20 protein-coding genes, 1 tRNA gene and 1 rRNA gene are annotated in these 18,165 nt (G+C 53.1%); 1 reads left to right on the plus strand and 21 read right to left on the minus strand.

From position 1 onward, the window contains the following. Positions 1-47: 47 nt before the first annotated feature. Complete coding sequence (locus ABIC79_RS07145; protein WP_354566655.1) at positions 48-1,223, minus strand: MFS transporter; 1,176 nt, start codon at positions 1,221-1,223, stop codon at positions 48-50. Positions 1,224-1,329: 106 nt separating this feature from the next. Here ABIC79_RS07145 and yafC point away from each other — a divergent pair, with 106 nt between their 5' ends. After that, positions 1,330-2,226, plus strand: a complete 897-nt coding sequence (yafC, locus tag ABIC79_RS07150) for a DNA-binding transcriptional regulator YafC (protein ID WP_013574244.1) — start codon at positions 1,330-1,332, stop codon at positions 2,224-2,226. 40 nt (positions 2,227-2,266) lie between these two features. Here the strand turns inward: yafC and dkgB are convergent, their stop codons facing one another. The 20 genes from dkgB to rrf form a co-directional block, all read right to left on the minus strand. Then, the gene (gene dkgB / locus ABIC79_RS07155; RefSeq protein ID WP_013574243.1) at positions 2,267-3,070 is read right to left on the minus strand and encodes a 2,5-didehydrogluconate reductase DkgB; all 804 of its coding nucleotides are present in this window, start codon (positions 3,068-3,070) and stop codon (positions 2,267-2,269) included. 113 nt (positions 3,071-3,183) lie between these two features. Next, complete coding sequence (locus ABIC79_RS07160) at positions 3,184-3,870, minus strand: 4'-phosphopantetheinyl transferase superfamily protein (protein ID WP_354566656.1); 687 nt, start codon at positions 3,868-3,870, stop codon at positions 3,184-3,186. 2 nt (positions 3,871-3,872) lie between these two features. Then, positions 3,873-5,102 carry a beta-ketoacyl-ACP synthase gene (locus tag ABIC79_RS07165; protein WP_013574241.1) on the minus strand — a complete coding sequence of 410 codons (1,230 nt, stop codon included), beginning with the start codon at positions 5,100-5,102 and terminating at the stop codon, positions 3,873-3,875. Further along, a complete protein-coding gene (locus tag ABIC79_RS07170) occupies positions 5,099-5,830 on the minus strand; it encodes a 3-ketoacyl-ACP reductase FabG2 (RefSeq protein ID WP_013574240.1) in 732 nt (243 codons plus the stop codon). Before ABIC79_RS07170 ends, ABIC79_RS07165 begins: the two co-directional genes overlap by 4 nt. After that, complete coding sequence (locus ABIC79_RS07175) at positions 5,827-6,306, minus strand: hotdog family protein (RefSeq protein WP_013574239.1); 480 nt, start codon at positions 6,304-6,306, stop codon at positions 5,827-5,829. The genes ABIC79_RS07170 and ABIC79_RS07175 overlap by 4 nt, the downstream gene beginning before the upstream one ends. After that, positions 6,303-7,475: a beta-ketoacyl-[acyl-carrier-protein] synthase family protein gene (locus ABIC79_RS07180; RefSeq protein ID WP_112151337.1), complete on the minus strand. Its 1,173-nt coding sequence runs from the start codon at positions 7,473-7,475 to the stop codon at positions 6,303-6,305. The genes ABIC79_RS07175 and ABIC79_RS07180 overlap by 4 nt, the downstream gene beginning before the upstream one ends. A gap of 1 nt (position 7,476) precedes the next feature. Continuing rightward, positions 7,477-8,052, minus strand: coding sequence for a DUF3261 domain-containing protein (locus ABIC79_RS07185; protein WP_119261303.1), 576 nt, complete (start codon positions 8,050-8,052; stop codon positions 7,477-7,479). Beyond that, complete coding sequence (locus tag ABIC79_RS07190) at positions 8,049-10,355, minus strand: MMPL family transporter (protein WP_126124641.1); 2,307 nt, start codon at positions 10,353-10,355, stop codon at positions 8,049-8,051. The genes ABIC79_RS07185 and ABIC79_RS07190 overlap by 4 nt, the downstream gene beginning before the upstream one ends. Beyond that, a complete protein-coding gene (locus tag ABIC79_RS07195) occupies positions 10,345-10,950 on the minus strand; it encodes a LolA family protein (RefSeq protein ID WP_013574235.1) in 606 nt (201 codons plus the stop codon). The genes ABIC79_RS07190 and ABIC79_RS07195 overlap by 11 nt, the downstream gene beginning before the upstream one ends. After that, complete coding sequence (locus ABIC79_RS07200) at positions 10,947-11,390, minus strand: acyl-CoA thioesterase (protein WP_013574234.1); 444 nt, start codon at positions 11,388-11,390, stop codon at positions 10,947-10,949. The genes ABIC79_RS07195 and ABIC79_RS07200 overlap by 4 nt, the downstream gene beginning before the upstream one ends. Before the next feature lies 1 nt (position 11,391). After that, positions 11,392-13,104 (minus strand): glycosyltransferase family 2 protein, encoded by a 1,713-nt coding sequence (locus ABIC79_RS07205; protein WP_373689699.1) that lies wholly within the window; start codon positions 13,102-13,104, stop codon positions 11,392-11,394. After that, the gene (locus ABIC79_RS07210; RefSeq protein WP_013574232.1) at positions 13,104-13,448 is read right to left on the minus strand and encodes a 3-hydroxyacyl-ACP dehydratase FabZ family protein; all 345 of its coding nucleotides are present in this window, start codon (positions 13,446-13,448) and stop codon (positions 13,104-13,106) included. Before ABIC79_RS07210 ends, ABIC79_RS07205 begins: the two co-directional genes overlap by 1 nt. Then, positions 13,445-14,824 (minus strand): AMP-binding protein, encoded by a 1,380-nt coding sequence (locus ABIC79_RS07215; protein ID WP_225444878.1) that lies wholly within the window; start codon positions 14,822-14,824, stop codon positions 13,445-13,447. Before ABIC79_RS07215 ends, ABIC79_RS07210 begins: the two co-directional genes overlap by 4 nt. Further along, positions 14,791-15,324 carry a COG4648 family protein gene (locus ABIC79_RS07220; RefSeq protein ID WP_191996164.1) on the minus strand — a complete coding sequence of 178 codons (534 nt, stop codon included), beginning with the start codon at positions 15,322-15,324 and terminating at the stop codon, positions 14,791-14,793. The genes ABIC79_RS07215 and ABIC79_RS07220 overlap by 34 nt, the downstream gene beginning before the upstream one ends. A 77-nt stretch (positions 15,325-15,401) precedes the next feature. Continuing rightward, positions 15,402-15,656, minus strand: coding sequence for an acyl carrier protein (locus ABIC79_RS07225; protein ID WP_037036563.1), 255 nt, complete (start codon positions 15,654-15,656; stop codon positions 15,402-15,404). A 10-nt stretch (positions 15,657-15,666) separates the two neighbouring features. Then, positions 15,667-15,924, minus strand: a complete 258-nt coding sequence (locus ABIC79_RS07230; protein ID WP_013574228.1) for a phosphopantetheine-binding protein — start codon at positions 15,922-15,924, stop codon at positions 15,667-15,669. A gap of 3 nt (positions 15,925-15,927) precedes the next feature. Next, on the minus strand, positions 15,928-16,740 hold the full coding sequence (locus ABIC79_RS07235; protein ID WP_119261300.1) for a lysophospholipid acyltransferase family protein: 813 nt from the start codon (positions 16,738-16,740) through the stop codon (positions 15,928-15,930). Next, the gene (locus ABIC79_RS07240) at positions 16,740-17,465 is read right to left on the minus strand and encodes a beta-ketoacyl synthase chain length factor (RefSeq protein WP_119261299.1); all 726 of its coding nucleotides are present in this window, start codon (positions 17,463-17,465) and stop codon (positions 16,740-16,742) included. The genes ABIC79_RS07235 and ABIC79_RS07240 overlap by 1 nt, the downstream gene beginning before the upstream one ends. 430 nt (positions 17,466-17,895) lie before the next feature. Then, positions 17,896-17,972 (minus strand) — tRNA-Asp (locus tag ABIC79_RS07245). A gap of 103 nt (positions 17,973-18,075) precedes the next feature. Beyond that, positions 18,076-18,165, minus strand: a 5S ribosomal RNA gene (gene rrf / locus ABIC79_RS07250); the annotation flags it as partial.

An 18,165-nucleotide genomic window follows, 5' to 3' on the forward strand; every position in this document is an offset into this window, starting at 1 on the left:
AACGGCCCGCCAGAGGCGAGCCGTGCAGACGCAGAATGACAGGATAATCAGGCCAGCGCCGCTTTGGGTTTTCGGTCCAGATGCCCGCTCAGGCAGATAAGCAGCAGCGCGCCCGCGACGATAACCGCTCCAATCCATGGCGTTTGCGCCAGGCCAAGGGTGGAAACCACCTGCCCGCCAATCACTGACCCCAGGGCAATACCGACGTTAAAGGCCGCAATGTTCAGGCCGGAAGCAACATCGACCGCATTTGGCGTCACCTCTTCGGCTTTCTGCACCACATAAACCTGTAATCCCGGTACGTTACCGAAAGCAAAGATGCCCATCACCAACAGCGTGATTAACGCCGGAATACCGAAACCTGAAGTGAACTGGAAAATCAGGAGCAGCACAGCGAGTGCGGCAAAAATAATCGTCAGCGCTTTGACTGCGCCATGACGGTCAGCCAGTTTGCCGCCCCAGATATTCCCGATGGCCACCGACACGCCATACGCCAGCAGGATCCAGCTCACCATGCTGGCTGAGAAACCGGCTTGTTCCTGCATCATCGGAGCAAGGAACGTAAAGGTAGTGAATACGCCACCGTAACCCAGCGCGGTAATGGCGTAAATGAGTAACAGTCGCGGATTCATCAGCACTTTTACCTGATCTACAATGCGTGACGCAGGTTTGTTTTTGATGTTATTGGGCACCAGAATAGCGCTGGCAATAATCGCCACGACACCAATAACTGACACGGCGAGGAAGGTTTCGCGCCAGCCAAAATGCTGACCTATAAATGTCCCGAGCGGCACACCGGTCACCAGCGCGACGGTCAGACCGCCAAACATCAGCGCAATCGCAGAAGCCGCTTTTTCTTTCGACACCAGACTGGTGGCGATCGTCGAGCCAATAGAGAAGAAAACGCCATGCGCCAGACCGGTCAGCAGACGCGCCATCACCAGCGTGCTGTAATTCGGTGACTGCCACGCCAGCAGATTACCCTGCGTGAACAACACCATCAAACCAATCAGCAGCGCTTTGCGCGGTACGCGGCTGGTCAGCGCCGTCAGAACCGGTGCGCCAATCGCCACACCGAGGGCGTATATAGACACCAGCAAACCGGCTGACGGGACCGAAACCCCCAGTTGCTGCGCGATAGTCGGCACCAGCCCGACGATGACAAACTCTGTTGTTCCTATAGCAAACGCACTGATGGTCAGTGCTAATAGTGCAAGCGGCATAACCTTTACTCCACATGAATATCGATTTGATGGCGACGATTATCAGCTTGTGCTTAAATGACTTAAATAACCAAAGTATCAATTTATTTATGCTGGAGTAACAACAATGCGAGCCAGTTCCGAAGAGTTGATTACGTTTGTGACTGTGGTGGAAAGTGGCAGTTTCAGCCGTGCCGCTGAACAACTGGGTCAGGATAATTCAGTGGTCAGCCGGACATTAAAACGTCTGGAACAAAAGCTGGGGATCACCCTGCTCAACCGCACCACGCGTCAGATCAGCCTGACGCACGAAGGCGAGCGCTATTTCGTCCGGGTACAAAAAATCCTGCATGAGATGGCGGCTGCAGAAGATGATTTGCTGGAGAACCGCGACGATCCGCAGGGGCTGTTGCGAATCGATGCCGCAACCCCGGTCATTTTGCATGTCATTTCACCGCTGGTGGCCGAATTTACTGAACGTTTCCCGAAGATGTCGCTCGCACTATTCTCCTCCGAGAGCAATATCAATCTGATCGACCATAAAGTGGATGTGGCGATCCGCGTCGGTGAGCTGGAAGATTCCAGCCTGCGGGCGCGCAAACTGATGCTGAGCTATCGCAGCGTGCTGGCTTCGCCGGATTACCTGAAAAAATGGGGAACGCCGCAAAGCGCCGATGATTTACTGAAACACCGTTGTCTGGGCTTTAACGAAGTGGTTGCGCTGAATAAATGGCCGCTGCTGTGCGCTGACGGTCAGCAACTGACGGTCACACCATTTATCAGTTCAGGAAGCGGTGAAACACTGCGCAGGCTGTGTTTGCAGGGCAATGGTATTGCCTGTCTGTCGGATTTTATGACTGATGAAGATGTGGCGCGGGGTGATTTGGTAAAACTGCTGGTGCCGGACATTATGCGCATCGCCATGCCGTTGCACGCGGTGTATTACAGCGATCAGACCGTCAGCACACGTATCCGGTGTTTTATTGATTTTCTGAGTGAGAAGCTTGGGGCTGGAAGAGCTTAAATGCCTGCGCCTCCCCCTTTGCAGGGGAAGGCGTTGTGGATCAATCCCACGCAGGCGCCAGACCTTCAGGGCTGACCAGACGCCCGTTGCGTTCAAGCGCAGCGATCTGCTGCATATCCGCATCTGTCAGCGTCAGTTGTTGCGCCAGCAGATTACTTTGCAGGTTTTCACGTTTGGTCGATGACGGGATCACCGCGTAACCCAGTTGCAATGCCCAGGCCAGAACGATCTGTGCAGGTGTTGCGTTATGGCGGGCGGCAATCTCAATAATCGTCGAATCTTTCAACGCGTCGCCGTAAGCCAGCGTCATGTAAGACGTCACGGCAATACCGTTCTGGCGGGCAAAATCGACTACGGTCTGGTTTTGCAGGAACGGTGAAAGTTCAATCTGGTTAGTCGCAATCTGATCCGCGCCCACCGCGTCGATCGCTTCCTGCATCAGTGCAACGGTAAAGTTGGAAATACCGATTTCACGGGTCAGGCCCATTTTCTTCGCCTCAACCAGCGCATGCATTGTTTCTGCCACGCTGACGGCCTGATTCGGTGACGGCCAGTGGATCAGCGTCAGATCGACATAATCGGTTTTCAGTTTGCGCAGACTGTCTTTCAGGCTGTCGATGACTTTGTCAGCCGCAAGGTTTTCAATCCAGATTTTGGTGGTGATGTAAAACTCTTCACGCGAGACACCGCTTTCAGCCAGTGCATCGCCGACAGCCGCTTCGTTGTCATAAATTTGTGCGGTATCGATGGCGCGATAGCCCAGTTCCACGGCGGTGGCTACGGACGCTTTGACCACGTCATCTTTCAGGCGGAATGTGCCCAGACCGAATGCAGGAATACTCATCGTGTTCTCTCTTTTAATGTTTCAGGAAGATAAATCTTGGAGAGAGTATGGACTGCGCATTCATGGATAAAAACGACCGCTTTGCCAGAAGACTTTTGATGTGAGCGCAATAATCAGAAAAGGGAAAAACGGGTCCAGTGCCGTGAAACCTGCCAGATAAAACCGCCTGACGCGGCATCAAACCGATATTCATCAACGTCAGAGACACCGGCAGGCAACGCCAGCGCGCGCATCACGGACTCATCCGCAGCGCACCATAACCGGCTTTCAGCGGCAAGTTGTGAAGTAAACTGCTGATTGCCTGGATCCAGGCGAAGCCTGTCCATCTGCCACACACTGCCGCCCTGCTGTTTCAGCCACGCCTCACGCAGACACCACAGCTGCCAGAATGCCGTTTGCGGGCAAGCCTGCTCCACCAGCCACTGACATTCGATATCACTGAATGCTGCGCGTGCCACGTCAAGATAACGTGGGCGCGGGCGGATTTGCTCCACGTCGCCGCCGCTTTCACCCGCCGGACATAACAACAGTTGCAGATGATTTTTACTGTGGCTGAGGGAGAAATGTGGCAGAGAAGCATCCGCAAAAGACGGTTTTCCCTGCGCGGAAATCTGCAGGACGGGTAAGTTGTCACAGCCGTTGAAAACTGACATGGCCTCGGCCAGAAGCGCCCTGCCCGCGTACCATTGCTGGCGGCGGGCAGGATTCATCCCTTCACTTTTTTCGAGCCATTCTGCGGGCAAACGTGACAACGAAAAGTTGTCATCCAGCGACGCAGTAATGACACGCGCAAAATTCATCGTTACGGCCAGCGACGGAAAACTAAAGAGGTATTAATTCCACCGAATGCAAAGTTATTCGACTGGATAAATTCAGTCTGAATATGACGTGATTCGCCCATTACGTAGTCGAGTTCGCCGCAAAGCGGATCCGGCTGCGTCAGGTTGATAGTCGGCACGAACCGGTCTTCGCGCATCATTTCCAGCGACATCCACGCTTCCAGTGCACCGCAGGCACCGAGTGTATGACCGAAGTAGCTTTTCAGTGACGAGATTGGCGTCTGATTGCCAAACACCGCAGCGGTCGCGTGGCTTTCGGCAATATCACCGCGGTCGGTGGCCGTGCCATGTGCACTGATATAACCGATTTCAGAAGCAGGTATACCGGCATTTTTCAGCGCTTTTTCGATGCAAATCTGCATCGTCGATTGCTGCGGCTGAGTGATATGGGACGCGTCGCAGTTAGTGGCAAAACCCACGATCTCGGCGTAAATTTTCGCACCGCGCGCCTGTGCATGTTCCAGTGACTCGAGGATCAGCGCCCCGGCACCTTCGCCGATCACCAGTCCGTCGCGCTGCGTATCAAACGGACGCGGCGACAGTTCAGGGTGCTCATTTTGCTGGCTGGTGGCGAACAGCGTGTCAAACACAGCAGCTTCTGACGGGCAAAGTTCTTCCGCGCCGCCTGCCACCATCACCGTCTGGTAACCGTGTCTGATGGCTTCATAGGCATAACCGATCGCCTGGCTGCCCGAGGTGCAGGCGCTGGAGGTTGGGATCACCCGTCCTTTCAGGCCAAAGAACAAACCTGCATTCACCGCTGTGGTGTGCGGCATCATCTGCACGTAAGTCGTACCGGTAATATTGTTAGTATGCTTTTCCGTCAGCATGGTCGCGAATTCGCTGACCGGACCCGTGCTGCCGGTGGATGACCCGAAGGCAATACCGGTTTCGCCGTCAGTCAGCACCGGGTCTTCCAGTAAACCGGCCTGCTCCAGCGCCAGTTCAACCGCACGGGTTGACAGCAGCGAGACGCGGCCCATCGAACGGATGCGCTTGCGGGTGTAATGCGCCGGGATAACAAAATCATCCACCGGCGCACCCAGATGCGTATTCAGCCCCTGGTAAATCAGCCATTCGTCCATGTGGCGGACAGCGTTTTTACCCTGCTGCAGGCGGGTGGAAATCTCGTCCCAATGATTGCCGAACGCCGTTATGCCTTTCATACCGGTAATGACTACGCGCTGGCTCATACCATGCCTCCGTTGATGGAGATCACTTGGCGGGTCACATAACCGGCGATATCTGACATCAGATAGCTTGCCAGTCCGGCAACTTCTTCTGCCCGGCCCATACGTTTGAGCGGGATCATACCCATTGCGGCATCGAGTGCCGTTTTTTCCATATCCAGCATGCCAGTGTCGATCAGCCCCGGCGCAATACAGTTAACAGTGATTTTGCGTTTCGCCAGTTCCAGCGACAGCGCTTTACAGGCACCGATAATTCCGGCTTTCGCCGCGCTGTAGTTGACCTGTCCGCGGTTGCCCGTAATACCGGAAACCGAGGAAAGCGCGATTATACGCCCGCCCTGACGCAGCCCAATCATCGGCATCACGCAGGGCTGTAAAACATTGTAGAAGCTGTCGAGATTGGTGTGGATCACGCCGTCCCAGTCTTCGTCGGTCAGTGCCGGAAATGCCGCGTCGCGGGTAATCCCGGCATTATTGATCACACCGTAGTACGCGCCATGCGCCTCAATATCGGCTTCAATAACGTCGCGGCACTGCTGGCGGTTGCTGATATCAAACTGCACAATTCGCCCGCTGCCGCCGTTGTCGGTTATCTGTTGCAGGGTGCTTTCTGCCCCTGCTTTATCGCTGTGGTAGTGAATGACCACCAAAAAACCATCGCCGGCTAACTGGCTGGCAATGGCTTTGCCGATCCCTTTGCTGGCACCGGTTACTAATACCGAACGCATCATTCCTGTTTCCCCTGAGTTAACTTAATAAGTTCATCCTTGTCTGGCTGGTATGTATTCAGCCGTCCTTTTGCAACCTGCAGGTTGTCTTTTTCTTGTTTAATGCAGATCACGCCTTCGAAGCTGGCGAGTTTTTCATCGCGCAGCACCATTGAGACGCTGATGAATAATTCACTGCCTGCCGCAAATTCCGGCACGCTGCATTTCAAAGCCCTGCCGCCCAGCAACATGCCAACCTGAGGCGGTTCGCCACTTTGTGCACCGTGCCAGCCGCTCCAGACGCCGACCGTTTGCGCGATAAGCTCAAGGGCATACCACGCAGGTAACGCGCCACGGACATTGAGAAACGGCGCCAGCACGCTGTTTTCGGACACCACCACGCTGCACAGCGCGGTCTCTTCTGTGACGCTAAGTACCTTATCCAGCAAAACCATCGGTGATTCATGCGGCAGATAATGCTCCGCGCTGAGCATACTCATGACGGCCTCCCGATCACAATGCAGGCGTTATTACCGCCAAAGGCAAACGAGTTGGAGAGAATAACGGGTTTCACCAGCGCTTCGCCTTTTTCCACCAGCCGGATCGCCGCCAGACGGGTATCACGGGGCATCACGCTGAAATCCTGTGGCGGCAGGTTAAGATTTTGCGTCAGGATCAGCCAGCCCAGCGCCGCTTCTGTCGCACCCGCCGCGCCCAGCGTATGGCCAGTGAGATGCTTGGTCGAACTGCACGGCGTCTGGCTGCCAAACAGCCGGTGTATGACAGCGGCTTCTGCCTGATCATTGAGCGGTGTGGCGGTACCGTGTGCGTTGATGTAACCCACGTCTGCCGCACTCAGCCCGGCCTGCGCCAGTGCCATGCGGATTGCCCGTTCCGCGCCGAGACCTTCCGGATGCGGTGCAGACATATGCCACGCATCGGATGATTCGCCAGCCCCCAGTAATGCGACGTCTGCGGGCTCACGGGTCAGCAGGATCAACGCCGAGGCTTCACCGATATTGATGCCATCGCGATCTTGCCCGAACGGCGTACAGCGTCCGCGGGAGAAAGATTCCAGGCTGTTGAAGCCGTTCACCGGCATCCGGCACAGGCTGTCAGCGCCACCCACCAGCGCCGCGTCGGCCAGCCCGGCGTCAATCAGGCGTTTCCCGCTGATAATCGCTCGCGCGCTGGATGAGCAGGCTGTTGATAATGTGTAAGCCGGGCCACAGAGATCCAGCAACTCCGCCATAAAAAGTGAAGGATCGCCCAGTTCCTGTTGTTGGTAATCATAGCCCGACGGAAATTGCCCATGCCGGTGCAGATGGCGCACCGCCTCTTCGCCTTCGGCAATGCCCGAGGTACTGGTGCCCATAATGACCGCGACACGATCTTTACCGTACCGGCTGACAGCCGCGTGAACCTGAGACTCAATCTGTGCCAGCGCAGCCAGCAACAACTGGTTGTTGCGGCTGCGGTGCGCTGACAGAGAGCCGGGGATCGCGGGCAGTTCGCCGGTCACCGCGCCGAGCCAGACCGGCCGTTCTTCCGTCAGCCATCCTTCCTGCAACGACATTCCCGGCGCGGCACCTGATGTCAGGCTGGCAGCGATTTGCGCATTGCTGTTTCCCAGCGCGTTAACCATGCCCACGGCCGAAAAATAAATCATGTTAGTCACCCACATTCTGGATAGTTATCTGGTAGTGAAACGCCATCTGCGTGATTGATACCGGCTGACGTCCGCTGCCCTGTGGCAGATAGTCGATGCGGGTGATCGTATGGCCCTGGTTATCCAGTAACGTGCGGCGCAGCGGCTGATCGTCCAGTTTCCAGCCCGCCGGCAACAGCGGCTGCCAGCGCTGCGCTGGCCAGTAGCTCAACATAATATCGGCCAGAACTTGATTTGCTGGAGGTAAACCGTCGATCTTCATGGCCTGTTCGGTGTGGATCCCCGTTTGATCGTAGACCACTTTGAACAGGCGGATCCCCAGAGGGGAAAGCCCGGCAAGCTGTAACGACTTTCCATCTGCATTGAGCAGCACCAGCAAAGACTGTTGTTTACCTTTCACCGTGGCCGTCAGCAACTGCTGCTGGCTGACCGGTTTATCCAGGGTGGGCGCGGGTAATTTCACCTGCACGCCGCGTTTCAGCCAGGCTTGCGGCTGCGTATCTGAAGGGGGATTTGTCGCGCACCCGCCAAGCATAAAAATCAGGAGTGTCAGCGCTGGCAGCATAAACCGGGTCATTTTTTGCGTCCTCTTTTTTTAGCTGGCAAGGTCAGTGGCGACAACAGAAATGCCGTTAATATGCCAAAGCTCAGCACGATGCCAAAACTGCTGATCGCCTGCGTGGAACTGAACACCAGCATACCGAACGTCAGCAACGTGGTGACCGCAGCCATAAAAATGGCAAACATGGATGTCGTCGGAGTGCCGCGTGGATTGGTGAAAAACAGGGTGTAATTGATGCCGATCCCCAGCACCAGAATCAGCGCCAGCAGGGAGAACAAATTAAGATTATGGCCACTGAAGCCCAGCGCAGCGACGCCCATCCCAAGGGAAAGTAAGGTCGGAACCAGGCAAACAAGCCCGTGTGGCAGACGAAAACGCCAGAGATAAGTGACCGCAATGACTGCAACGGCGAGCGCCAGTAGCCAGGTCAGATAAACACGGTATTGCGAAAACAGTTCGCTGAATTCAGTTTTACGATCGATCCAGCCGGTTCCCGGCATGGATGCCGCCAGCGCCGCCATGGCTGCGCTGTCATGAACGCCATTCACCGGGATCAGTGCTGCGCTGCGCCCGTCCGGCAGGGACAGCCACAACAAACGCCAGCCCTCACTGACCACGCTGTTGCGCCATTCCGGCACATCAACCGTCTGCGCACTGAGATCCGGCTTCGCCACCGGGATCCCCGCCTGCTGCAATTGCGCAATAATTTGCGGTGCGTGCTGGCGAAGCAGCGATAAATCCCGCTGCTGCTGTGCCTGAGAAGGCAGAGTGATCGCCCGGAATCCGTCAATCACCCCCTTCTCTTTGGCCTGCGCCAGCTTTGGCCGCAATGCTTCCAGACGTTGCAGTGTCTGCTCTGCGCTATCGCCGTATACCACCAGCCATTTCTGATCGTTCGTCTGCCCGGTCAGCGCGGCAATTTGCTGTTCCTGTAGTTGCAAACCAGCCGGAAGAGATTGCAAATCCGCAATGTCATCATTGATTTTCAGCCGCGATATTCCTGCCACCACCAGCACTAAAATCAGTAACGGCAGGCCAATGCGCACAGCTTTGCGACTACGCCAGGCCAGTAACCAGCGCATGATCAGCGTCAGCCCCGGCGCTGGCCCTGTCGGCAAACGCCTGGACAAATACGGATACCAGCACATCACGGTGATGCAGGCCGCACTCAGCCCGGCGGCGGCAAACACTGCCAGCTGCCGCAAGCCGGGGAATGGCGCAATCAGCAACATCAGATAGGCCACCACCGTGGTCAGCAGCGCCACCGATAACGCAGGGAACAGTTTTTTCAGACTTTCCAGCGGTGTGCTGGAATCGCCATGCACCCGCCGTTCGGTCAGGAAATACAGCGTGTAATCGGCAGAAATACCAACAATGCTGGTGCTCAGCACCAATGTCATCACGTGGATTTCACCAAATACCCACAGGGTAAACACCGTGCCTGACAGCGCGCCGATGGCGATTGACAGTAAGCTGAGCAGCATCGGCAGGACCGAACGAAACATCAGTAAAATCAGCACAAACACGCCAGTTACTGACGCCGCACCAATCGTGGAAAGATCGTGCTCAGCCTGCTGGCTGGCATAATTGCTGTAGAAAATCGTGCCACGCTCAAGCACTTTTGCACCCGGCCAGCGCGCCTCAAAAGCTTCTTTCACCGCACCAAGAGCCGCTACGGTTTGTTTAGCCGACGTGATGTCATAAGAAGACGCCTTCAGCTCGCCATGCACCATGTACCAGCTACGCCCCTTTTTATCACGGACCATCAGCCAGCCCTGATCCAGCGTCATACCGCCGCTGCTCTGCTGTTGCGCCATCTGCGAGGCACGAACCAGCAATAACGGATCGTTTGCCAGCTCTTTGCCACTGACGCCTGAAAATGCCGAATAGATCTGGCCGAGGATCCACTGACTTTGCGCATCAGCGCCCGATTTCAGACGCTGGCGTGTGGCGTCATCGAGCAACGCATTGCGATGTTTGAAGAAGAAAGTGCCCCACTCCTGCTGACGCTGTGCGTCCATCGGGCCCTGTACCTGACTCAGTTCAGGCAGCGCCTGCAAATGCTTCAGCCACTCAGCAGCGGGCTGAATACCCGCTCCCGGCGGCGGGCTGACCAGCCACATAAGCTGGCGATCCAGACGCTGAGTAAAGCCGTCAGAAAAAGCCTGCGGAATATCCGTTTCCTGCTGCTGCGGCAACAGCGCCAGAACGCTGCTGTTAATCTGGCTGCGTGGCAGTAACCAGAACAACGCTGCGACCAGTAGCACGATAATCAGCAGCCAGCTTTGCGCCAGTTTTCGATGAAGGTCAGGATGCAAAATGGCGTTTCTCTGCGTCAGTCAGCATGGCAGGCGTCGTTTTCTGATTGAAGAAACGAATATGCGTGGCGTCGCCCTGCATGTCATTAATATCGATATTGTTCAGAAAGGTTTCGCCATTGAGCGTAATACTGCGGAACAGACGGTTTAGCGGCGAGACCTTCGGCGTAAGAATCAGCGTCCAGGCGCCTTTACCGTGATCGGTAAAATCAAGCGAAAAATTCTCTTCCAGCACCTTGCGGTCTGCGTGGAACAGCGCGCTGAGCAAGGAATTAAACTGGAACATTTGCGGATTCGTCTCCGCCGTGACCACCTGTGGCTGCTGCCCCGCCATGATTTGCACCATGCGGTTTTCAGTCAGTAATAATGTCAGGCTGAACGGTTTTTCCTGCTGCCACCACAGCCCTTGTTGCCGGGCAATCAGCAGATTTCCGCTGGAATTGAGCGGTTGCGCCATCCCGCTGATGGTTCTTTGCTGCGCAAATTCAGCACGGAGTACCGGCACCTGACTGAAACGCTGTTGTAATTCTTCCAGCGTAACAGCGTTTGCCGTTACGCTGAAAACCGTCAGTACAAATAGCAAAAAGGCTTTCACAGGCTGACTCCTGTTTTATCAAAAAGAACCTGCGGCGAGACAAAACACATTTCTTTGGTGGCAGCGTCTACCGCGACCTGTAACGTGTAACCTGTCGTTGTGCGTTTACCGGTTTCGATGTCGTAAATCTGATAGCCGATGCGCAAACGGTTTTCGATTTCCTCAAGCTGCGCATGAACGGCAATACGCTGTTCAAAGAGCAGCGGCGCGATATATTTCACGCGGGTATCAACAATCGGCCAGACATAACCTGACGCTTGCATCTGACGATAACCGTAATCAAATTGCTTGAGTAACTGCTCGCGCGCGACTTCCAGATAACGGAAATAGTTGCCATGCCAGACCACGCCCATTGCATCTGCGTCGTGGAAAGGAACCGTGATTTCAACGCGGGTAGAAAATCGCGGATCGTTAAAACGCGGATCAAGTTTGGAAGTCATATCAGTCAGGTTTCCTGTCAGGGGCAACATCCGTCGGATGTTGCCAGAAATCATAAAAATTGAACCAGTCGTGAGGCGCCAGCAGGCTGTAATGCTCAAGTCGTGCGGCATAGTGATCGACGGCAGACTGTAACGCAGACAGGCGGCTGGCACGCGGCAGGATCAGAGGATCCGCAAAAGATTCGCAGTAAATATGCAGACGCTGTCGCTGCATGATGCCAAACATCAGCATGACGGGCGCGCGTAGCGCTGCAGCCAGAATAAAGGGCCCCTGCGGGAATGCGGCGGGTTCACCCAGAAACTCGCTGTAAATCACGCGGGCATGCTCTCCACGCTGATGAGGACTGGCAGATGTCCGGTCGCCGACAATCGCCACCCACTCACCGGCATCCAGTTTTTCCTGCAATAAAATGGCGGTCTCCGGCCCCATCTTGTTCACCTGGATAAGGTTAACCACGGCCTGCGGGTTAATCTCTTTCATTACCTGATTGAACCGCTCGGCATGTTCGGTAAATACCAGCGCATTAACGGTAATGCGGTGATTGAGCGCGCCAATCGCGCGGCAGGATTCGATATCGCCTAAATGCGAGGCGAGGATCACCGTGCCACGCCCCGAGGCAATATGCGATTCGCAAATTTCGGGATTGACCAGTACCGCATCGGTCAGGGTTTTATCGCCCTGCCAGCTCGCCAGTTTACTCAGCATAGATTCACCAAACCGCATGAAATGCCGGAAAGTGCTCAGCGGATAAGGCAGGGAAATATTGCGATGTGCGGCCGTTACGCGGACACGTTCCAGCCAGCTGGCAGAGGCATTGCGCTGTTTGCGGCCGGTAAGCCAAAAATAGGTGATGACCGGATAAAGCAGCAGACGAAAAGCCTGATATCCCAGTGTCCGGTAAACCGCCAGCATCAGGCGAATACCCCACAATCCTTTGCGTTCCTGTGTAGCAGACCAGTGCCGGGGACATTTTCTTCGCTGACGCAGCAAATAAGGAATACGCGGCAACATGCCAAAAAACAGCCGCGTGTGCATCCAGGAAATCTGCAGATTGTCCTTCACTGCATCAAAATGCGAGAGGCCATCTTCGGGATAGGTCACCCGCGTGGGCAGGAAACGGCTGCGCGTGCCCTGCCAGTAAAGGCGCACCATGATTTCCGTATCGAAATCCATCCGTAAACCCAGTGTTTTTTCCGCCATCAGTTGCAGACAAGGTTTGAGAGGATACACGCGAAATCCACACATACTGTCTTTGATTGAGAATGACAGGGTTTCAATCCAGACCCAGAAATGGGTGATATAGCGGCCATACAGGCGCGATTTCGGCACGCTGTCATCGTAAACCGGCTGCCCGGAGATCAGACAATCCGGATGACTTCTGGCTTCAGACAGCATCGCGGGAACATCTGAAAGCTGATGCTGACCGTCGGCATCCACCTGTAAGGCGTGCGTAAAGCCTTTTTCAACGGCCAGCCGCAGGGCCGCCATCACAGCCCCACCTTTCCCCTGATTTACAGTTAATCGCGTCAGGCTCATCCACGGCGTCACACTGGCCAGGCGTTGCAACTCTTCTGCTGTCTGCACGTCGCTGCCATCATCCACCACAATGCAGGGCAAACCGAATGGGCGGAGACTCTCAAGTACACCGGCCATCATCGGCCCGTGGTTGTAGCAGGGAATAATCAGGCAGGGAGAAAAAGAAACTGACAGCATTATGGACATAAGGTAATTTTTCCACTGCTGGCGACGGCATCACCTACGCTGTACCGGAATACCAGCCGGTTTTTTTCTTTCAGCCAGTCGATGTGCAAATCTACGGTTTCTTCAGGCAAAAGTGGTCGCTGGAATTTCACCACTTCCATGCCGGAAAACGCTTTATCCAGCCCCAGAAGTTCTTCGGCGTAGCCCATGGCCCAGTTCACCTGTGTCACGCCAGGCAAAATCGGAGACGACGGGAAATGGCCTTTAAACCAGAATAAATCCGCAGACAACCGGAACGTGAGAAGCAGACGGGTGTCGCTGACGAGTTGCTGGTTCAGCACTTGCGGCAAAATCATAAGAACAGTTCCTGTAATTCAGCAGTCGCGCGTTTGCCTTGCTGGTTAAGAGGAATGGCAGACGCCAGACGCCAGTATCGCGGCACAGAGACCGGCGATAACCACTGGTGCAGCGTCAGGCGAATCTGCCCAAGCAGCGCGGCCTGCCCCTGCGCCTGTAATAACAGCTCTCCACCGTGACTTAATACCAGTACGGCTGCGATATAAAGCCGCCCCTGTTTTTCGAGTGTCAGCACGCTGGCGTCGCTTAAAAGATCCAACGCACACAAACGCTGCTCAATTTCAGTCAGTGAGATCCGCTGCTCTGCAATCTTAACGATCCGATCCTTACGGCCTAAAAGAACAAACTGGCGTTGTCCGGCGGGCAATAGCTGGATTTTATCACTGAGGATCATGCCTTCCGGCTGCGGGATCAGCGGAGAAATCAGGGAAATATTGCCATCAGCACAGGAAGAGAATCGGATATTTTCAAAAAGCGTCCAGGCTTCGTCTGGCTGATGTTGCGTACGAAAAGCAATAATGCCGCTTTCGCTGGTGCCATAGATTTCTGTCGGCAGACAACCACAGACATTTTCTACCAGCAAGGCGGCCTCATTACTTAGCGGGCCTCCGGCAGAAAAGACATGCCGGCAGTGGGTTGGCTCCAAAGCCGGATCAAGGCGTTTAAGAAAAGCCGGACTGCTGGTCAGCACCAAAGTATTTTTACTGGCAAGTGACTGCAACTGTTCGTGATACTCCACACTTTTCGTCGCAAAAGGCCGGCCAAGCGACAGCGGCAACATAAAAGCAAAACTCAGGCCGTACATATGATGAGGCGCCACGGTGGCAACAAAGTGTGCATCTGCGAATTGATCGCCCCATCGCGCTGAAAGCCACTGGCTCTCCAGTTCAAGACAGGTAATTGGTTTGATTATTTTTTGCGGTTTACCGGTCGAACCGGAGGTAAATAAGTGAAGCGCGGGATTTTCTGGCCAGTTGGGTAAAACAGTCAATGGCTGATCCACTGAGCAAGGCAAACGCAGAACAGGGCAATCAATCGTCAAATCAAGATCGGTTATTAACGCATCAAATTCATCGCGTTGTTCAGCCAGAACGGCCGGGCGAAAATGTCCAGGTAAAACCGGCGTGTTACCGCTGTAAAGCACTGCCAGCAGCGCCACGGCAAATGAATAGTTATCTTCAAAACACAATGCCCAGCGGGTATGCGATGTCGCGCTGATATGAGTCAGCAGAGATAATACGTCCTGGCGGAAATCACACTGACGCCATTCCCGGCTTTCGCTCCAGGCAACCAGATAATCATCTGCTCTTTCCGTGCTTAGCCATTTGCACATTGGCAGCGTCATGGCTGGCGCAGACGCTTTCTGACTATCCATTCAATACCCATTATTAAGCCAATCAGCAGATAACTGATCCCGCCGTTGTAAAGAGCCCATAGGGCCATATCGCCTTTCAGGCAGGTATATAAAGCAAATGATCCATTCCACAGAAAAAAAATGCACCAGACCTGGGTGACACGGCGTGTATAAACAACACCTTCGGGCGGTAAATCGGGTTCATTCAGTCGCGCAAGACGTTCAACCAAAGATTGCCGGGCGTATAAGGAACTGAAAAATACCCCCAGTAATAAAGCATTTACCGCGACCGGGTAATACAACAGCATAGAGGTTTCGCGTAATAAAAGGCTGCTGGCGACCAGCACAATCCCTGAGGCCGCAATCGCTTTTCCAAAAAAAGTTAACTGGGATAATTTTCCGCGAAAAGTCAGTAATCGCAGAATAAAGACAGCAATCAGCACAGGTGCCAGAACGCTAATTCCCCAACTTTTTAAACCGCACCATACGGCTAGCGGATAGACAATAACCGCCACCGGCATCGCCCAGCGGGCAATCTTCGCAACCTGAGAAAATGAGAAGCGCCGGGTTTTATCCACAAAAAAGATACCCACACATACTATGGCGCCGGGGAATTAAGTAATTCATCTATGGCATCAACAACATCCTGAACGGTGCGAACAGATTTAAACATTTCAGGCTTAATTTTTCTGCCAGTGATTTTCTGCAAATGAACCACCAGATCAACAGCATCAATGCTGTCTAATTCCAAATCCTCATAGAGTTTTGCATCCGGGCGGATATCATCTTCATCGATTTCAAATAGCTTGACTAATAACGCGCTAATCTGCTGGTAAATTTCTTGCTTCTGCATAGGAATCTCTTTAACCACGCTGTACTGATATAAATCTGGCCAAACTTTCAACAGAATAAAAGTGCTCGCGCATTTCCTGACTTTCCGCCGAAAGGATCACACCGTATTGCTTCTTTAATGCCAGACCAAGCTCAAGGGCATCAATAGAATCCAGCCCTAATCCGTCACCAAAAAGTGGGGCCTGCGTCTCTATCTCATCTGGCGTCATTCCTTCCAGATTCAGCGTCTCAATGATAAGTGCTTTTATGTCGTTACTTAATGAATCCATGACTTAATTCTCGTTATTTTGCATATTGCTGCGCATCAACTCAGTGCACAAATACTGCGTCAGACGCCGTGCAGCCAGAGCAGGTGAAAGATCGCTTTCATCTAAAAAGTCTTCAGCCTTTACCTTATCGGCAACGGTAATCACAAACTGAGGTTTTACACGGGGAATTTCGTACCACTTCCCATTTTTTGTCAGCATGGGTGGCTGACATGAAATATGGACAATCCTGACATCACACCCCGCCCTCAGAGCAATGTTAGCGGCACCACGCTGCAGCGTCATCGGTTTCTCAGGTAAGGAGCGCGTTCCTTCCGGAAAAATTAACAGCGTACCGCCTGCTTGCAACCGGGTTTCACAGGCCTGCAACAGAGCGTCAGACCCAGAGTTAATCAGGTAGCCCGCCGCTTTTATCACTCCGCTTAAGAATGGGTTTTGCAACAAAGCCTGTTTGACGATGCAGTCACAACGCGGCATCCGGGATGCCAGGATCACATAATCAAGAAGGCTGGGATGATTCGCCACGATCAGACACCCGGTATCTTGCTGAAACTTCTCATCACCGGTAAACCGGTAATCCATCACTCCCACCCTCCGTAATCCACCCAGAAAAAACCTAAAACTATTACGGATGCTGTTTAGCGTCATTCGGTGCAATCTGTCGGGTTGCCGGATGATCAGTCGCAACAGATTAAACCAGATAATAGAAAGCAACAGCCCGCCAATTCCGAAAAGTGCGAAAAAGAATCCAGTTGCCAGCCATCGCCAGATGCGATTTACCAGAGAAGACTTTTCTTCGGGTACTAGCGTTTCTCTCATCACAAATCCCGAACCCATTGCCAGCTATGGCGGCTATCTGCACTGACATTGAATAAAGGAGAGGAAGAAAGATAACCTCGCAGAAATTGCAGACTCTGCGGAATTTCTGAATTCAGATCCTCACCCGGCAATGAAATACGCTGGCACTGCAAACTATCGCCAGAAGTTAATATTATTGCTACAGCGTAAGGTAGAAACTCAGAATTTACCGATTCGTTATATATATCGGGGATTTCACCATCAAAATCGACCAGCATGACGCTGGAAGCACCGGTTGCCAGCATCGACTGAGCTTCCAGTATTCCTTGCTGAAAACTGTCCTTTCCGGCTGCTAATGAGGTTACCGGCAACGGATTTTTGCTAATAATGGTAAGCCAACCTGCTGCGGTATTATGTACTGACATGGAGAATTCAGTCGGAGATAAAGCGTCTTCCTCTGCCAGAGAATGCAAAATGCGCCCTGTATTCTCCAGCTCACCATGGCGGCTGGTAAAAATTGCCGCATCTACGTTGTTATTGGCGAGCAATGCAAGCCCGGCATCAACAGCAAAACGACTGCCGGTACTCATTCGACGTGCTGACATCATTGGAATTTGCTGGCTTTTGGGGTTCTCACCGGAAAATGTATTTATATCTGAGCACTGAGCCCATTGGATCCAGTGCTCACAACTATCGACTTCCGGAGCCACTGCCCGCCAGTCCAGTATATCCAATGAGAATTTCATAATGATGATCTTTGTGATTATTCCAAATTGAGACTTTATGGTATTTTATTGGAACTTGCATCTGTAATCTGACAACTTATTGAACTGGATTAAGAATTTTAGTACTCATTTATTATGAGCTTTATTAGTACTTTGCAGGTTTATCTGAACACACAAATTTTTCAATTTGATACAAAGTATTCCCTGGATGTCTGAATATACTTATTCTTTGATGAATCCAAACTGATAGCCATTCTATTTAGTTAAAGATAATAGTTTAATATCAGTTAACTCCTCAGAATTAAATCCTGTAAGAAACGCCGATGAGATAAACGTGAGCCTGTGAGATAATAAAATATATCAGAGAAAGAAAGGAGTCTGGTTTGCATTTTCACTGGAAAATAAATGCAAAAAGTCCCTGAATCTTTCGATTCAGGGACTATGCAATAATTGGCGGAACGGACGGGGCTCGAACCCGCGACCCCCTGCGTGACAGGCAGGTATTCTAACCAACTGAACTACCGCTCCACCGGTTCTTTCACACGTATCAGCAATCGTCTGATACCTGTTTGTTCCTGTTATTTTCCTTGTCAGGGGAAAAGGAACACGTTCTTTATTATAAAAAATTGATGCCTGGCAGTTCCCTACTCTCGCATGGGGAGACCCCACACTACCATCGGCGCTACGGCGTTTCACTTCTGAGTTCGGCATGGGGTCAGGT

It is taken from the genome of Rahnella sp. 2050, assembly GCF_040544515.1.
In the GTDB taxonomy this organism is placed as follows: Bacteria; Pseudomonadota; Gammaproteobacteria; order Enterobacterales; family Enterobacteriaceae; genus Rahnella; species Rahnella aceris.

Bases quoted from the DNA above. Each gene is read 5' to 3' on its own strand.
- ABIC79_RS07145 (WP_354566655.1), bottom strand. From the start codon at position 1,223: ATGCCGCTTGCACTATTAGCACTGACCATCAGTGCGTTTGCTATAGGA.
- yafC (WP_013574244.1), top strand. From the start codon at position 1,330: ATGCGAGCCAGTTCCGAAGAGTTGATTACGTTTGTGACTGTGGTGGAA.
- dkgB (WP_013574243.1), bottom strand. From the start codon at position 3,070: ATGAGTATTCCTGCATTCGGTCTGGGCACATTCCGCCTGAAAGATGAC.
- ABIC79_RS07160 (WP_354566656.1), bottom strand. From the start codon at position 3,870: ATGAATTTTGCGCGTGTCATTACTGCGTCGCTGGATGACAACTTTTCG.
- ABIC79_RS07165 (WP_013574241.1), bottom strand. From the start codon at position 5,102: ATGAGCCAGCGCGTAGTCATTACCGGTATGAAAGGCATAACGGCGTTC.
- ABIC79_RS07170 (WP_013574240.1), bottom strand. From the start codon at position 5,830: ATGATGCGTTCGGTATTAGTAACCGGTGCCAGCAAAGGGATCGGCAAA.
- ABIC79_RS07175 (WP_013574239.1), bottom strand. From the start codon at position 6,306: ATGAGTATGCTCAGCGCGGAGCATTATCTGCCGCATGAATCACCGATG.
- ABIC79_RS07180 (WP_112151337.1), bottom strand. From the start codon at position 7,475: ATGATTTATTTTTCGGCCGTGGGCATGGTTAACGCGCTGGGAAACAGC.
- ABIC79_RS07185 (WP_119261303.1), bottom strand. From the start codon at position 8,052: ATGACCCGGTTTATGCTGCCAGCGCTGACACTCCTGATTTTTATGCTT.
- ABIC79_RS07200 (WP_013574234.1), bottom strand. From the start codon at position 11,390: ATGACTTCCAAACTTGATCCGCGTTTTAACGATCCGCGATTTTCTACC.
- ABIC79_RS07205 (WP_373689699.1), bottom strand. From the start codon at position 13,104: ATGCTGTCAGTTTCTTTTTCTCCCTGCCTGATTATTCCCTGCTACAAC.
- ABIC79_RS07210 (WP_013574232.1), bottom strand. From the start codon at position 13,448: ATGATTTTGCCGCAAGTGCTGAACCAGCAACTCGTCAGCGACACCCGT.
- ABIC79_RS07215 (WP_225444878.1), bottom strand. From the start codon at position 14,824: ATGGATAGTCAGAAAGCGTCTGCGCCAGCCATGACGCTGCCAATGTGC.
- ABIC79_RS07220 (WP_191996164.1), bottom strand. From the start codon at position 15,324: ATGCCGGTGGCGGTTATTGTCTATCCGCTAGCCGTATGGTGCGGTTTA.
- ABIC79_RS07225 (WP_037036563.1), bottom strand. From the start codon at position 15,656: ATGCAGAAGCAAGAAATTTACCAGCAGATTAGCGCGTTATTAGTCAAG.
- ABIC79_RS07230 (WP_013574228.1), bottom strand. From the start codon at position 15,924: ATGGATTCATTAAGTAACGACATAAAAGCACTTATCATTGAGACGCTG.
- ABIC79_RS07235 (WP_119261300.1), bottom strand. From the start codon at position 16,740: ATGAGAGAAACGCTAGTACCCGAAGAAAAGTCTTCTCTGGTAAATCGC.
- ABIC79_RS07240 (WP_119261299.1), bottom strand. From the start codon at position 17,465: ATGAAATTCTCATTGGATATACTGGACTGGCGGGCAGTGGCTCCGGAA.